Here is a 14,650-nt window from a genome sequence, read left to right as displayed (position 1 = left end):
ATTAACCAATGCCACTAAAAGCTTGCAATCGTTGCCCAGTCAAGGGAGGCCTCCACTGCATCGGCCAACCGATCCAGATCCATCTCGCGGCGAGCAGCGAGATCCACGGGTGCGGCCTCATGCATACCGGCCCAGGCCATGATGGACGCCAAAGCATCAGCATGATCCAGAAGGCCATGGCAATAACTGCCCAGGATATTGCCCTCTGGTACCATGACACCTTCTTCGCGGCCATCATCGAGCCTGACCAGCGGATAGGCGAGTGCCGGGCCATGGGTGACACCCATGTGAATCTCGTAGCCAGCCATAGCCGCCGATAAATCCAATAGCAGCCGTCCCTTCACGTTGCGAAGTTGTTTCTCCTCCTCCAGGGTGGTTTCGCAATCCAGAAATCCCAGTCCAGGGCTGCTACCCGGCACGCCCTCCAGCCCCCTGGGGTCGTGGAGTTGCCGCCCCAGCATCTGGAAGCCACCGCAGATACCGATCACTTTTCCGCCGTAACGAAGGTGGCGTAGGAGGTAGTCCTCCCAGCCCTGATAGCGCAACCAGTCCAGATCGGCCCGCACGTTCTTGGAGCCGGGCAGGACCACCAGATCGGCGGGGGGCGGTGTCTGACCCGGCCCGACCCACTGGAAGTCCACCTCTGGATGCAGGCGCAAGGGGTCCAGATCGTTGTGATTGGAAATCCTCGGCAACACCGGGGCGATGACCCGCAGGCGCGGCGGCGCCTTGTCCATCTCCCCCTGGGCGATGGCGTCCTCGGCGTCCAGCATCAGGCCCTGAAGATAGGGCAGCACGCCCAGCACCGGCTTGCCGGTGCGCTGTTCCAGCCAGTCCAGACCCGGTTGCAGCAGGGCGATATCGCCCCGGAAACGGTTGATCACGAAACCCTTGATCCGCGCCTGCTCCGAGGGGGAGAGTAGGTCCAGGGTTCCCACCAGATGGGCGAAGACGCCGCCCCGGTCGATGTCCGCCACCAGGATCACCGGCACGTCGGCGGCCTCGGCGAAACCCATGTTGGCGATGTCCCGGTCCCGCAGATTGATCTCCGCCGGACTGCCGGCTCCTTCCACCAGTACACACTCGAATTCGCCGGTGAGGCGTTGCCAGGACGCCATCACTGCTGTCATCGCCACCCGCTTGTAGTCGTGATAGGCCTGGGCATCCAGATGGGTGACGGCCCGGCCATGGATGATCACCTGGGCCTGGCAGTCCGTGGTGGGCTTGAGCAGCACCGGATTGAAGTCGATCCGTGGCGGCAGGCCCGCCGCCTGGGCTTGCAGGGCCTGGGCGCGGCCGATCTCGCCGCCATCGATGGTGACCGCCGAATTCAGCGCCATGTTCTGGGGCTTGAAGGGCGCCACGCGCACCCCCCGACGCTTGAGGATGCGGCACAGGGCCGCCACCAGGGTGGTCTTGCCGGCGTCGGAGGTGCAGCCTTGCACCATCAGGGCGGAGAGCTTCATATAGGTACAAACCAGCGGTGCTGACCATCCCGCAGTTCCCTCAGGGGATGGCCGTAGAGCCGCGACAGATTCTCGGCGGTGATCACGTCGGCACTGGCGCCCTCCAGCCACTGGCCGTCGCCGAACAGCAGCAGGGTGCGGCTGCAATAGCGCAGGGCCAGGCCCGGCTCATGGAGCACCATCACCACGGTGGCGCCCCAGTCCCGGTCCGGGGTGGAGAAGAGGTCCAGCACGGCGATCTGGTGGTTCAGGTCGAGGTGGGCCAGGGGTTCGTCCAGCAGGAAAAGCTGGGGCTGCTGAGTGAGCAGCATGGCAATACCCAGGCGCTGGCGCTCGCCCCCCGAGAGGGTGTGGACTTCCCGTTGGGCGAATTCCGCCAGGCCCACGGCCGCCAGGGCGGTGGTGGCGAGTCGCTGATCCGTTTCGCCTTCCCATTCCCAGCGGCCCAGGTGGGGGTGGCGGCCGACCAGCACCGATTCCAGCACGGTGGAGGCGAAGGGATCGTGCTGCTGCTGGGGCAGGTAGCCCCGAATCCTGGCCAACGCGCGGGGATCGGCGTTCGCAGGAGCGAGGCCGCCGATCCGCAGCACTCCGGCCGATGCCGGGCGCAGTCCCGCCAGGGTGGCCAGCAGGGTGGATTTGCCTGCGCCATTGCGTCCCAGGATGGCCAGGGATTCCCCGCTGTTCAGTCGCAGGTCCAGGTCGTGGCAGAACAGATGCCCGGCGATCGACACATCCAGGCAGCTGGCGTCGAGTAATAGGGTACTCATGGCTTGGCCGCAGGCTGCCGCGCCAACAGGAACAAAAAAATCGGCACACCGATCAGGGCGGTCAGCACCCCCACCGGCAATTGCTGGGGTGCCACCACGGTGCGGGCCAGGGTGTCGGCCAGGACCAGCAGGGCACCGCCGGCCAGGGTGGCGGCGGGCAGCAGCAGGCGCTGGTCGTTGCCCAGGGCCAGACGCAGCAAATGGGGCACCACCAGACCGATGAAGCCGATGCTGCCGGCCGTGGTGACGGCGAAGGCGGTGAGCAGCGACGCCAGTAGATAGATCAGGCTCCGCAGTCGGGGCACCGCCACCCCCAGGGAACTGGCCAGGGTGGCGCCCCGGGCCAGCAGGTTCAGTTCCCGGGCAAAAGGCATGGCACAGGCCAGCCCCACCGCCAGGGCAGCCAGGGCTGGTTCCGGCCGGAGAATCTGCCCGGCATCCCCCATCAGCCAGAACAGCATGCCGTGCAGTTTCTGCTCCGGCGTGATGGACAGGATCAGGGCCACCACCGCGCCGCAGCCGGCGGCGATGATCACCCCGGTGAGCAGCAGCCGGGTCTGGGTCCAGCTACTGTCGCCATGGGCCAGGCCGAAGACCAGCAGCATCGCCCCCAGGGCGCCGCCGAAGGCCAGCAGGTTCAGCCCCATCAGGGAGAAACCCAGCAGCATGGCCGAAAGTGCGCCCACCGCTGCGCCTCCGGAAATGCCCAGTACGTAGGGATCGGCCAGAGGATTGCGCAGCAGCACCTGCATCAGGGCGCCGGCCAGAGCCAGCAGGCCGCCGCAGGCGAAGGCCCCCAGCACCCGGGGCAGGCGCAGGCTGCGCACCACCTCGGCCCCCATGCCGCCGCCTTCGCCGCCCACCAGGGACAGCAGATCGGCGGTGCTGACCGGCAAAGTCCCCGCCGCCAGACCCACCACCAGGCTGGCCGCTACCAGGAGCAGCAGCAACAACAGCACGGCGAGGGCGCGACGGCGGGTGGGCATGGCTTACTTTGTGAGATAGCGGAGGCCAATGAAAACCGTGCTCCCCAGACTAGAGAATGTGGCATTCGAACTACGGGCCAGCTCATAGTGTTTGTCGAACAGATTGTCCACCCGGGCGAAGGCAGACCACTCAGGGGAAAGTTGATAACTGCTATGGACATTGACCAAGCCATAACCGCCGAGGAGACGCGTATTAGCCAAATTATCGTAACGGTCGCCCGATGCCTGCAGTTCTACACCGATTAGCCATTGCTTTGTCTCATGTTCCAGGCCCAAGGTGCCAAATTTCTCGGCACGGCGCGCCAGGCGGTTACCTGTGGTGACATCGCGAGCATCCTGATCATTCCAGGTGGCCCTCAGTTTCCATCCGTCGATGATTGACCATTGATAACTCAGGCTCCAGCCATCAATCCGGACCTTGCCGACATTCGCCGGAGTGTAGAACCAGGACCCGGGGCTGGTTTCTTCCCAACTGATCAGGTTTTTAATGTCGTTGCGGAACACTGTCAGGCTGGCTTTATGGACCTCGGTCTCATAATGAACAGCCACATCCCGGTTGCGGGATGTTTCTGGCCTGAGATTGGGGTTGCCGCTGCCGACAAAAGGAATGTTAGGGTAATACAGGTCGTTGAATGATGGCGCCTTGAATGCTGTGCCAACATGGGTTGCCAGACGCCAAGCGTGGGTGAGCTGATACCCATATCCCAGGTTGTAGGTGTTCTTTGCGCCATATTGTGAATTGCGGTCCCGACGAACATTTGCCTGCCAGCGATGCTTCTCCATGCTTGCATCCCATCCCAGGGACAGGGAGTTGATATCACGTTCAGTCAGGCTGAAAGCACTCGATGTAACAATCTGTTCTTTCAGATGGTCCACCGCTATGAGCGCACGTCCGATGGGCAGGTTGATGTCGTTCTGCCAAGTGATCTGTTTTCGTTCGGTGCGAAAGTCGTCACGGAGCTCACCGATGGTTTGCGAGGGCACGGTGTCGCTTTCATCCACGCTGCGATCGAACCGTATCGAGGTAGTCCATTCCTTGGCTGGCTGAAAACGAGCATATGCACTGGACCCGCTGATCCTGCTGTATGTTTTCCAGTCGTAGCTCTTGCTCGGCCAGGAAGTATCGAACTTGTTCTGTCCCTGGCTGTAGAAATATTGGGCACCAATTTCTGCTTCAGACGAAAGCTTGTAGTCTATGCGCATAGCAGCACTGCGTTTCCAGAATCCGTCCTTATCAGGGTTGTAGGCGAAACTATCGCTATTGGTCACGTTGGACTTGCCATCTTCACCATTGGTACCGAAGCTGACCTGATAGTTCAGGTCACCGATATTGCTCTTTTTCGCGACATTGGCCGCATAGCTGCCGCGACTACCAAATCCCGCCTTGGCAGAGAAGCTGCTCTCTTTCGAACCACGAGTGAAAATATTGACCACCCCGCCAATAGCATCGCTGCCATAAAGTGCGGACTCCGGGCCACGAACCACTTCGATACGCTCCATCTGCTCAACTGGTAGAGCCGAAAGATTAGCCTGCCCCAGGGTGGCAGAACCTACGCGAATACCATCAATGAGAATTAGGGCGTGACCTGCGTTTGTGCCACGGATGAAAATATTTTCATTGGCGCCACGTCCCCCTTCTCGGGATAGCTCAATACCAGGTAGGCGTGAAAGCAGATCACCCAGCGTCGCACTCGGCCCCGCTTTATCGATATCACTACGGGTCAATACGCTGAAGTCGTTCAGCAAATCTCGCGCCGGAGTCGGCTGACGGGTGGCGGTGACGACGATGGTGCCGTGGTCCGCGAGGGGCTCGGCGGCCTGGACATTGAAAGCGGCAAGAATGGCAGCGGCGATGGCGCTGCGCGCAAGATGGCGTTGCATGAGGACTCCCTGTTCCCCGGTCGGCGTCCCCGCAGACCGGTCACGATTGATGAAGGCAACGCACAGGGAGTTCGATCGGACAAACGCCGGCCGCCACCACCCCGTGGCGTTTCCATGGTGATGTTCGTGGCCGGTCTCCGGGCTCGAAAGTCTTGAATCGTCGCCTTCCCAGACCGAAGCCCAGTGGCGTGTGTGACGATTCCGCACTTCCTTACCGTTGCGGGGGCAGCGCAGGATTTACACCAGCTTCCCGTTTCACCTGGCGTCCGGATGGACTGCCGGGTACCGCGAACAACTTTCTGCGATAAGTCTATGATCGTATAAATAACGAGTCAAGCTGTTTCGTTATTAAAACTTGACGACCTCGTACGTATTTCATACTGATCAAACCTCCAGCCTTGATTAGTATCGAATTGACAGCTGAACAGCAAATCATAAGAATCACGGCCGACTTCAGTATCCAGGAACACGGTGCAATTCCGTGGCGGGCCCGCCGCTGTAATCGGGGACGGATGCCGCAAGGCCGGAGGCAATGCATCCGGCCAGCCACTGCCGGGGCCTACCCTGGTGGGAAGGCGCGGCAAATCCGGGAGATCCGAGAGCCAGAAGACCTGCTGAACGTCGTGTTTGTGTATTTGTAGAAACCAATGGCAAGGGTTTCGTCAGCGCACTTGGCTGTGCGTTGGCGAAGCCCTTTTTTCATTGCTGCCGTGCTTTGGCGAACGGCTGGACGCCCTGGTTGCACAGGGTTGAAAAATAACCGGAGGATGGTGATGAGACGACTGGCTCAAGGGGTACTAATACTTGGCCTCAGCATGATGTGGACAACTTCGGAGGCAGCGGTCAGCACATCCGAAGCCAAACGGCTAGGCCGGGAACTGACACCAGTCGGCGCAGAACGGACTGGTAACCGGGATGGCAGCATCCCAGAATGGCAAGGAGGACTGCCCAAGGAAAAACGCAAACTCACAGATGCTCGTATTGATCCTTACGCTTCTGAAAAGCCCCTGTTTTCCATCGACGCCACAAACCTCGAAAAGTACAAAGACAAACTCTCGGCAGGGCAGATTGAATTATTAAAAACCCGCAAGGGTTATCGTATGGACGTGTATCCCAGTCATCGATCCTGCGGCTACCCCGAAACGATCACCGAGCGGACCAAACAGAATGCGACACTGGCAAAGCTTTCCAATGATGGGAGTGACAGCCTAGATAGCGCTCTGGGTGGAGCATTTCCGTTTCCGATTCCCCAGAACGGAGCAGAGGCCGTCTGGAATCATCGCCTTCGCTGGCAGGGATTAGGCCGTATCGAGGCTTACCAGACGAACTTCATCAATCCGGATGGAAGTTTCTATGGTCTGGGACAGGAGCAGCTCGCCTTAACCCCCTTTGCGTCCACCAAGGTCAATTCACCCAGGGAGGCCAACGGGGTACAGATGATGATCCTCGACATGATGACCTCCCCACCTTCACGCAACGGCGAAGTACTGCTGGTGCATTACTTCCTGGGCAACAAGGCCAACAATGGGTGGATGTATTTCCCAGGGCAACGTCGGGTACGGCGGCTTCCCGCATTGGAATATGACAACCCAGTACCGGGGTTTGAAAACCTGGAAACCGCCGATCAATATCCCATGTTCGCTGGCGCTCTAGATCGCTACGACTGGAAATTAGTGGGCAAGCAGGAAATGTACATCCCCTACAACAACTATAAATTCGTTGCCAAACGCAAGATGAGCGAGGTGTATCAGGGCCTCTACCCAAACCGAGATCTGATGCGCTATGAACTTCATCGTGTCTGGAAGATTGAGGCCACGGTAAAACCAGGCATGCGCCACATGTTTGCCCGGAGAACCTTCTATCTTGACGAGGATACCTGGATGTTGATGGAGGCAGATCAATACGACAGCCAAGGCAAGCTCTGGCGCGTCATGGAGGCCACCATCTACCCTGCCGTTGAATTGGGGGCCTGCGTCAGCCAGGAGTTCATGTCATGGGATCTCAATGCTAACCGCTACTTGGGTGAGTACGCCACACAGGAATCAAAGCCAACTGACTGGTTGGCGGGTGATGAGGGTCGTATCGATCCAAGACAATTCGAGCCCGAGGATTTGCGCCGAATTGGCGCCCGTTAACCCGGTCTAACGATGAAGAATACAAACATGAAAAACATAACACCGTATCTGATCCGCCAGATCCTAGTCCTTTGCACCCTTGGTATTGGTCTTTCAAAACCGGCTGCCGCCTTCAAGTTTGAACTTAATAATGGCTGGATTGGCAGTTTTGACTCAACACTGTCCATCGGCATGCAAAAGCGATTGGAGTCTCCGAGTACAAGCATTATTGGCAATGATTCCGGTGGCAATGTTTCCATTGCCGGCCCACTGGGGGAACTGGTCAATGGTCCAGGAATGGGATTCACCGCTCCACCCGATTTCATCTACAGCAATTCAGATGACGGTAACCTGAATTACAGGAAGGGACAGATTGTTTCTACCGTACTGAAAGGCACCCATGAGATTTTCCTCAAGTCTCCAACGGACTGGTCCGCCTTTAGCCGATTCACATGGTCCTCGGACTTCCGTGCCGACAAAACCCAACGTACTCCCTTGGAACGAGATGCAAAAAAAGCAATGCAGCAGGATGTCACGTTGCTGGACCTCTGGGTAGCAAAGGAGCTAACACTGAACGGCCAACCAGCCAAAATTAAACTCGGCAATCAGGTCATCAGTTGGGGAGAGGATATATTCATCATCGGCGGCGTGAATTCCATTAATGCCGTCGATTTGAGGAAGATTCACATCCCAGGAGCACAGTTGAAGGAGATATTCGTTCCCGCTCCCATGCTGTCGCTTTCTACCGCTCTGGGTAATGGTTTTTCCACCGAAGCCTACTATCAGTTCCGTTGGAACAAGTTCATCCTAGATCCGGCCGGCACCTACTGGTCCTATGGAGATTTCCTTGGCAAGGGGGGAAAGCGCGGCGCATTCATTCCAACCTCGATCATGGATCCCCTCTATGCAGGAGGTAAGCCTCTGGGGGTATTCGGCGACTTTGCTCCGAAATCCGGGAGAACCCTGGAATATCTAACCAACTCAGTGGCACCGGGACTAGGCACCATCGTTCCCGTTGACATCACCACTCCAAAAAACCGGGGGCAATATGGCATCAACCTCCGCTACAAACCGACAAATGGAGATACCGAGTACGCCGCTTATTACATCCGTTATCACGACAAGCTTCCCTTTGTTGGATTCAAATATGATCCCAACACGACCAACGTCATCAACGTCCGTGCAGTTGAACAATATGGCATGGACAAGGATCTGTTCGGCTTGTCCCTCAATACCACACTGGGGGACTGGGCAGTGGGCGCCGAAGTATCCTATCGTCCCAGGGATAGCGTAGCTATCGATCCAGTGGTTCCCCATGCGGGCCGCTACAGTTATTTCAATGGATTCGGCGGTGCCACTCCCTATGTAGTAAACGGGTACAAGGAAGAGCGCAAATGGCAGGCCCATCTCACCGGGTTCCTGGAGCTTCCCTCGTCACTGACACAGATGATCAATGCCGACGAGGGGTATTTCCTGTTCGAAACAGCAGTAACGCACTATCCGAACCTGACACTGGACGGAAGCATTCCCTACCTCCTGAATGACTACTCACTCCCAAGCCGGACCTCCTGGGGTTATGTAGCAGAACTGTCCCTTACCTACGCCAACATCCTGGGATCTGGCTGGACCCTGTCACCAATCGTCGATTACTACCACGACGTCAGGGGCGTCGCGCCCAATAGCCTTCCTTTTGTGCAAGGTCGCAAGGCGCTATCTGTGGGAATGAATTTCGACTACCACAACACCTGGAAAGCCACCATCGGCTACAGCAGATTCTGGGGCGGAGGAAATCTCAACATGCTGCGCGATCGCGATGTATTGAGCGCATCCATCTCTTACAGCTTCTAAATACAACAGTAACGGCGGGGGCTCCCCCGCCCCACTGCACCTAGGAGTGTGACCTGATGGTCGGCACCAATCGATTCGTCCTTGCTCTTGAAGGCTATTTATTCCGAAGGCGAGCAATCGTCCTGGCGGGACTTCTACTGTTTACGTCATTGATGGCCTTCAAGGCCATGGAATTACGCATATCGACCCACTTCGATAAACAAATCCCTATCGGGCATGAGTATTCACAGGTTTTCTTCAAATACCGGAACGAGTTGTTTGGCACCAACCGTCTCATGATTTCATTGCGCGCTCGCAACGGGGATATATGGAATCCCACCACGCTCGGGAAACTGCATCAGATCACCCAGTCAGTACTCTTTCTTCCCGGCGTAGACCGACGTTCCGTGCAATCCCTTTGGACACCCAACATCCTGCTCCATGAATTGACCGAAGAGGGATTCCATGCCGAGAACGTCATCGGTGGCAACATCACCCCCGACAACCTGGATGCCAACAAAATCGAGCAGATTCGCGACCGGGTAGTACGCGGAGGCTATCAGGGAAGCCTGGTGTCCAGAGATGGCACTGCAACGATGGTCATTGCCGATATTCTCGACGAGAACATCCATTTGGGCCAAAAATTGGACTATCTGAATCTCTCAGCCAGGCTAGAAACGGAAATACGCCAGAAATACGAAACACATGAACATTCAGTGGAGATTATCGGATTTGCCAAACAGATGGGCGCCATTGCCGATGGTGCCGGGAACGTATATCTATTCTTTGGTTTGGCCTTCCTGCTCACAGCCCTTGCAGTTTACGGGTACTGCCGCTCCATCAGGCTCACGCTACTGCCCTTGCTCTGCTCCTTGTGTTCCGTCCTGTGGCAATTTGGAACGTTGGTCATGCTCGGCCTTGGCCTTGATCCTCTTGCCATTCTGATCCCGTTTCTAATCTTTGCAATTGGCGTATCCCATGGTGTTCAACAGATCAACGCCATCTCGTCAGCAGTGGCACGGGGCAAGAATCCTTCAGAAGCAGCACGAGAAAGTTTTTCGAGTCTTTTGTTACCGGGTACGCTTGCATTGTTTTCAGCCTTGATCGGCTTCGTATCGCTCCTTCCCATACCCATTCCAATGATCCGGGAACTTGCAATCGCCGCCGCCATCGGTGTTGGCTTCAAGGTTGTAACAAATCTCGTGATGCTACCCCTAGCCGCCTCCTATCTGAGTTTTCCTCCCAGTCATGCTGTTACCCTGGCCAGAATCCAGGCACGACGCTCCAGCAAAATGCGACGAATAGCCTGGGTTGCAGATATTCGCAATGCACAATGGGTACTGGGTGCAGCCATCCTGCTGCTGATCTTTTCCGTATGGCAGAGTCTGGACAGACAGGTCGGGGCTCTCCAGGGCGGCGTACCGGAATTACGTGCCGAATCACGTTACAACCGAGATATGGAAAGTATTGCCAATCGCTTCGACATGGGCATGGATGTGCTGACTGTGGTATTCGAGACGCCAACTGACGGGTGTACCCGATTCGATGTCTTTGATTATCTGGACCAGTTCACCCAGCACCTATCCCAGGTACGCGGCATCATTTCGGTTACGTCGCTCTCGACCCTAACGAAAACCGCCAATGCTCTACTCAACGAGGGCAACCCGAAAATGCTGGCCTTGCCCAGGGACAGTCGTGCCTTGCAGGCCGCCCTGGGCTTCCTGCCCGAGTCTTCCGGTTTGCTTGACCGCACTTGTACCATGATGGCCACCAATCTCCATCTGACCGACCATCGAGCAGAAACCATCCAGACGGTGATTAATACAATCAAGTCATTTCGCAAGAACTATCCCCCTCCCGACTCCAGAATCCAGGTACTGCTTGCCTCCGGGAATGTCGGCATCATGGCTGCCATTAACGAGGAAATCGAGGCAAGGGAATTCCAGATGATGGTGCTGGTCTATACCGGCATTTCCCTTCTGGTGCTACTCGCCTATCGCGACTGGCGAGCCATTCTTGTCTGCTGCTTGCCGCTGACCCTGGCAACCTTCCTCGGCTACGTTTTCATGGAGGCATTGGGCATCGGCCTGACTGTAGCGACTCTGCCTGTCATGGTGCTCACCACCGGAATTGGCGTCGACTATGCTTTCTACCTCTACAACCGACTTCTCATCCACCTTTCGCAAAAACTACCCATGAAGCAGGCTGTGGAAGAATCCCTGAACGATGTGGGCATGGCCACGCTCTTCACTGCCATCACCCTTTCTCTCGGAGTGTCCACCTGGATTTTCTCTCCACTGAAATTCCAGGCCGACATGGGTGCCCTCCTCACTTTCATGTTCATGACAAACATGGTCTTGGTCATAACAGTGATGCCTGCCTTCGTCGCAATTCTGGAAAAAGTATCCAATCGCAACGATTTACCTTCGGCAACCTTTGCAGCCAGATAAATCATGCCTCACTTTGTTTTACTGATCCCCCTCCTCCTCGGCATCCATTTCCCCATAGCGTCCTATGCCGAACAGGTGCCTCCTCAGAGGGCTCCTCACCTCATCACTCCCGAACGTGCATCTGTAATTGCAGCCACCCTGGCGAAGGACCGGATAGTTGCCGTCGGTGATCATGGAATCATTCTGCTGTCAGATGATGGAAAGACATTTCGTCAGGCCAGATCCGTTCCCAGTCGTGCCACTCTGACCAGCGTTTATTTCATTGATGAAAAGTCAGGATGGGCAGCAGGTTACGATGACACGATTCTGATGACCACCGATGGTGGAGAATCCTGGCGCTTGCAGCGGCAAGCGCCAGGGCAGAATAAAGTGTGGCTCTCCCTCCGGTTCGACAGCCCCCGCCACGGCCTGGTAGTGGGACAGTTCGGCCTATTGCTTGAAACCCATGATGGTGGCGCTACATGGCAAGAAAGGCAGCTGGCCCAGAATGAATCAAACCCGCGTCACCTGATGCATATTTTCCCCGGAAAGGACCAACTATTCATCGCCTCTGAGGCTGGCGCCCTATACCGCTCTGAGGATGGAGGCAGAAATTGGCGTCAGATCCAGACCGAATGCCGGGGATCGTTCTGGACTGGACTGGCACTGGATGATGGTGGAATCATCGTGGCTGGCATGCGCGGCAATATTTATCGTAGCGATGACAGAGGCACAAGCTGGAAGAAGGTGCCGAGCGGCACCCAACAGTCTATTACGGCCATCACACAGCGATCGGATGGGATACTGCGACTGGTCGGTACCGGTGGGACCCATCTTTTCAGCACGGATCGGGGACGCAGTTTCTCATCTTCATCCCGCCAGGATCGTACCGACCTGACTACCTTGGTATCGACTCGGCATGGTGATGTTTTGTTCGACCACAAAGGGGTCGTCAAAAACGAACACTAGACTCGGCACCTAAACGAACACCATGAAGAAACACCGCCTATCAGGATAATTTCGAGACAGTGAGCGGTATCTCGCCTGATCATCATCTCATTATAAACTCCGCCCCCAGTGTTCGCGGTGCCTTAAGGCTATGTCTGCCAAGAGGTGAAACGGGAAACAGGTGCAAGACCTGTGCTGCCCCCGCAACGGTAAGGAAGTGAGGGACCGCCCCTCAGCCACTGGGTATTTGCCTGGGAAGGCTGCGGTTCAAGACTTCCGAGCCCGGAGACCGGCCACGGACATCACCATGGAATCGCTACGGGGAAGTAGCGTGTGGCTTATGCCTGTTTCCCCCGAGGATTCCGTTGTCCAATCCACGCCGGCTTGCGGGGACGCAGTCCGGGGAACAGGGAGTCTTCATGCATCGCAGTCATCTGCACGGCGCCCTTGCCGTCGCCATCTGGTCGGCAAGCCAGGGACATGCCGCCGATCTTTCCACCATCATCGTCACCGCCACTCGCCAGGCCCAACATGCGCCCGATGTTCTCGGCGACGTCAACATTCTTACTCGGGAATATCTGGATAAAGCGGGACAGTCCACCCTAAGCGAAGTTCTGGCACGCCAGCCTGGGCTACAAATGTCTGCCAACGGCGGCCCAGGTGCACAAACTGGCATATTCATTCGTGGCGCTGAGGCCCGGCATACGCTGGTACTGGTGGACGGCCTGCGGATCAATTCCGCCACCACCGGCCAGTCAGCACTGGAAAATATCCCCCTGGCAGATATCGAGCGGGTGGAAATCCTGAGAGGCCCCGCATCCTCCCTTTACGGAGCCGATGCATTGGGAGGCGTTATCCAGATATTCACCCGACGTGGTGAGGGCGCTCCCCGCTTCGACGCTTTTGCCGCCATAGGCAGTTTTAACACTCAACAAACCGAGGCCGGCCTGCGGGGCAGCCTCAATACCCTCTCCTACAGCCTACGGATCGGAACCTACGATACTGATGGCATTTCTTCCGCTAGCAGCGCCGTTAAGCTACCACTGAGTTACAACCGGGACCGGGATGGTTTTAGTCAGCGGCATTTCAGCGGCAGTCTCAACTACCGACTGGAAGGACACGATGAGATCGGTCTGTCTCTGCAACAAGCCGATGGTGTCACTCAGTATGACGCAGGCTCGGGCAACTTCAACGACCGGATCGACAAGACTACCGCCAGCTACCAACTGTCCCTGCGCAACCATCTCGGCAAGGATTGGACCAGCTTGATGCGGTTAGGCCGCAGTCTGGATGAAGGTAACACCATCAACGCAACCAACACTTCTCGGTTCCGCACTGTCCAGAAACATTTTCACTGGCAGAATGACGTAGTGCTGCCGCTTGGCATCGCACTCCTAGCCTACGAGCACAACGAGCAGAAGGTCAGTAGCACGACCATCTATCTGGTTAATGAGCGCAACATCGATTCCTACCTGCTGGGCTGGAGCGCCAACCTAGGAAGTCATCGCCTGCAACTCAATTCCCGCCACGACCGTAACTCCCAATTTGGCCGTCAGACTACGGGGCAGATCGGCTACGGCTATCAACTGAGCACAGCCTGGCGGATCAGGACCGCAGTGGGAACCGCTTTCAACGCCCCCACCTTCAATCAACTATATTGGCCCCAGGATCGCTTTGGTGGTGGCAACCCTCGACTGCAACCAGAAAAGGCGCGCAATGCTGAAGTGGGACTGGACTGGGAACAAGAGGGTCAGAAGCTGGGGTTGACCCTGTTTCGCAATCGGGTGCAGAACCTTATCTCAGGCTGGCCACCGGCCAATGTGAATCGAGCCAAACTGGATGGCGCCACCCTGGCTTACGCTGTCAGCTTCAATAGTTGGCAGTTGAATGCCAGCCTGGATCTGCTGGAGGCACGGGATGAGGTGACCCACAAGCGCCTGCCGCGACGCGCTGAGCAACAGCTGCAATTGAGCCTGGGCCGTGATGTCGGCCTGTGGCATCTGGGTGCTGAATGGAGCGATGTGGGGCGTCGTTATGATGACACGGTCAATCGCAGGCCGATGGCAGGCTACAGCGTGCTCAATGCCTATGCCCGTTACCGCCTTGACCCGGAGCTGAGCCTGGAGCTGCGAGCCAACAATATCACTGACCACAAGTATGAGACCGCCTATGGCTATGGCACACCTGGCGCTAATCTGTTCGTCGGCCTGCGCTATGCCATGCGCTGAT

9 protein-coding genes and 3 riboswitches are annotated in these 14,650 nt (G+C 57.1%); of the genes, 5 read left to right on the top strand and 4 right to left on the bottom strand.

All coding sequences use genetic code 11. The annotated features are described in order from the left end of the window. Window positions 1–14 precede the first annotated feature (14 nt). From B9N43_RS10460 to B9N43_RS10445, 4 genes are read right to left on the bottom strand one after another with little or no spacing between them, the layout of a single operon-like run. Complete coding sequence (locus B9N43_RS10460) at window positions 15–1,448, bottom strand: cobyric acid synthase (RefSeq protein WP_186454051.1); 1,434 nt, start codon at window positions 1,446–1,448, stop codon at window positions 15–17. A gap of 14 nt (window positions 1,449–1,462) precedes the next feature. After that, window positions 1,463–2,236, bottom strand: a complete 774-nt coding sequence (locus B9N43_RS10455) for an ABC transporter ATP-binding protein (RefSeq protein WP_145842146.1) — start codon at window positions 2,234–2,236, stop codon at window positions 1,463–1,465. Next, window positions 2,233–3,222, bottom strand: a complete 990-nt coding sequence (locus B9N43_RS10450) for a FecCD family ABC transporter permease (RefSeq protein WP_145842145.1) — start codon at window positions 3,220–3,222, stop codon at window positions 2,233–2,235. Before B9N43_RS10450 ends, B9N43_RS10455 begins: the two co-directional genes overlap by 4 nt. A gap of 3 nt (window positions 3,223–3,225) precedes the next feature. After that, window positions 3,226–5,103 carry a TonB-dependent receptor domain-containing protein gene (locus B9N43_RS10445; RefSeq protein WP_145842144.1) on the bottom strand — a complete coding sequence of 626 codons (1,878 nt, stop codon included), beginning with the start codon at window positions 5,101–5,103 and terminating at the stop codon, window positions 3,226–3,228. A gap of 110 nt (window positions 5,104–5,213) precedes the next feature. Then, a riboswitch (cobalamin riboswitch) is annotated at window positions 5,214–5,408 on the bottom strand. Between the two features lie 132 nt (window positions 5,409–5,540). After that, window positions 5,541–5,737, top strand: a riboswitch (cobalamin riboswitch). Window positions 5,738–5,876: 139 nt separating this feature from the next. On the opposite strand from B9N43_RS10445, the gene B9N43_RS10440 reads away from it, so the two are divergent. The 5 genes from B9N43_RS10440 to B9N43_RS10420 all read left to right on the top strand — a co-directional run bounded on the left by B9N43_RS10440 (window position 5,877) and on the right by B9N43_RS10420 (window position 14,649). Beyond that, window positions 5,877–7,238: a DUF1329 domain-containing protein gene (locus B9N43_RS10440; protein WP_222428709.1), complete on the top strand. Its 1,362-nt coding sequence runs from the start codon at window positions 5,877–5,879 to the stop codon at window positions 7,236–7,238. A 27-nt stretch (window positions 7,239–7,265) separates the two neighbouring features. Further along, the gene (locus tag B9N43_RS10435; protein ID WP_186453774.1) at window positions 7,266–9,065 is read left to right on the top strand and encodes a DUF1302 domain-containing protein; all 1,800 of its coding nucleotides are present in this window, start codon (window positions 7,266–7,268) and stop codon (window positions 9,063–9,065) included. A 56-nt stretch (window positions 9,066–9,121) separates the two neighbouring features. Then, the gene (locus B9N43_RS10430; protein ID WP_145842142.1) at window positions 9,122–11,494 is read left to right on the top strand and encodes an efflux RND transporter permease subunit; all 2,373 of its coding nucleotides are present in this window, start codon (window positions 9,122–9,124) and stop codon (window positions 11,492–11,494) included. Between the two features lie 3 nt (window positions 11,495–11,497). Then, a complete protein-coding gene (locus B9N43_RS10425; RefSeq protein ID WP_145842141.1) occupies window positions 11,498–12,442 on the top strand; it encodes a WD40/YVTN/BNR-like repeat-containing protein in 945 nt (314 codons plus the stop codon). A gap of 98 nt (window positions 12,443–12,540) precedes the next feature. Continuing rightward, window positions 12,541–12,734, top strand: a riboswitch (cobalamin riboswitch). A 106-nt stretch (window positions 12,735–12,840) separates the two neighbouring features. After that, on the top strand, window positions 12,841–14,649 hold the full coding sequence (locus B9N43_RS10420) for a TonB-dependent receptor domain-containing protein (protein ID WP_145842140.1): 1,809 nt from the start codon (window positions 12,841–12,843) through the stop codon (window positions 14,647–14,649). Window position 14,650 lies beyond the last annotated feature (1 nt).

Origin of the sequence: Denitratisoma sp. DHT3 (genome assembly GCF_007833355.1) — a bacterium.
Classification (GTDB): Bacteria; Pseudomonadota; Gammaproteobacteria; order Burkholderiales; family Rhodocyclaceae; genus Denitratisoma.
The sequence above is the reverse complement of the archived record's forward strand: the minus strand, read 5'-3'. Positions and strand labels throughout refer to the sequence as shown.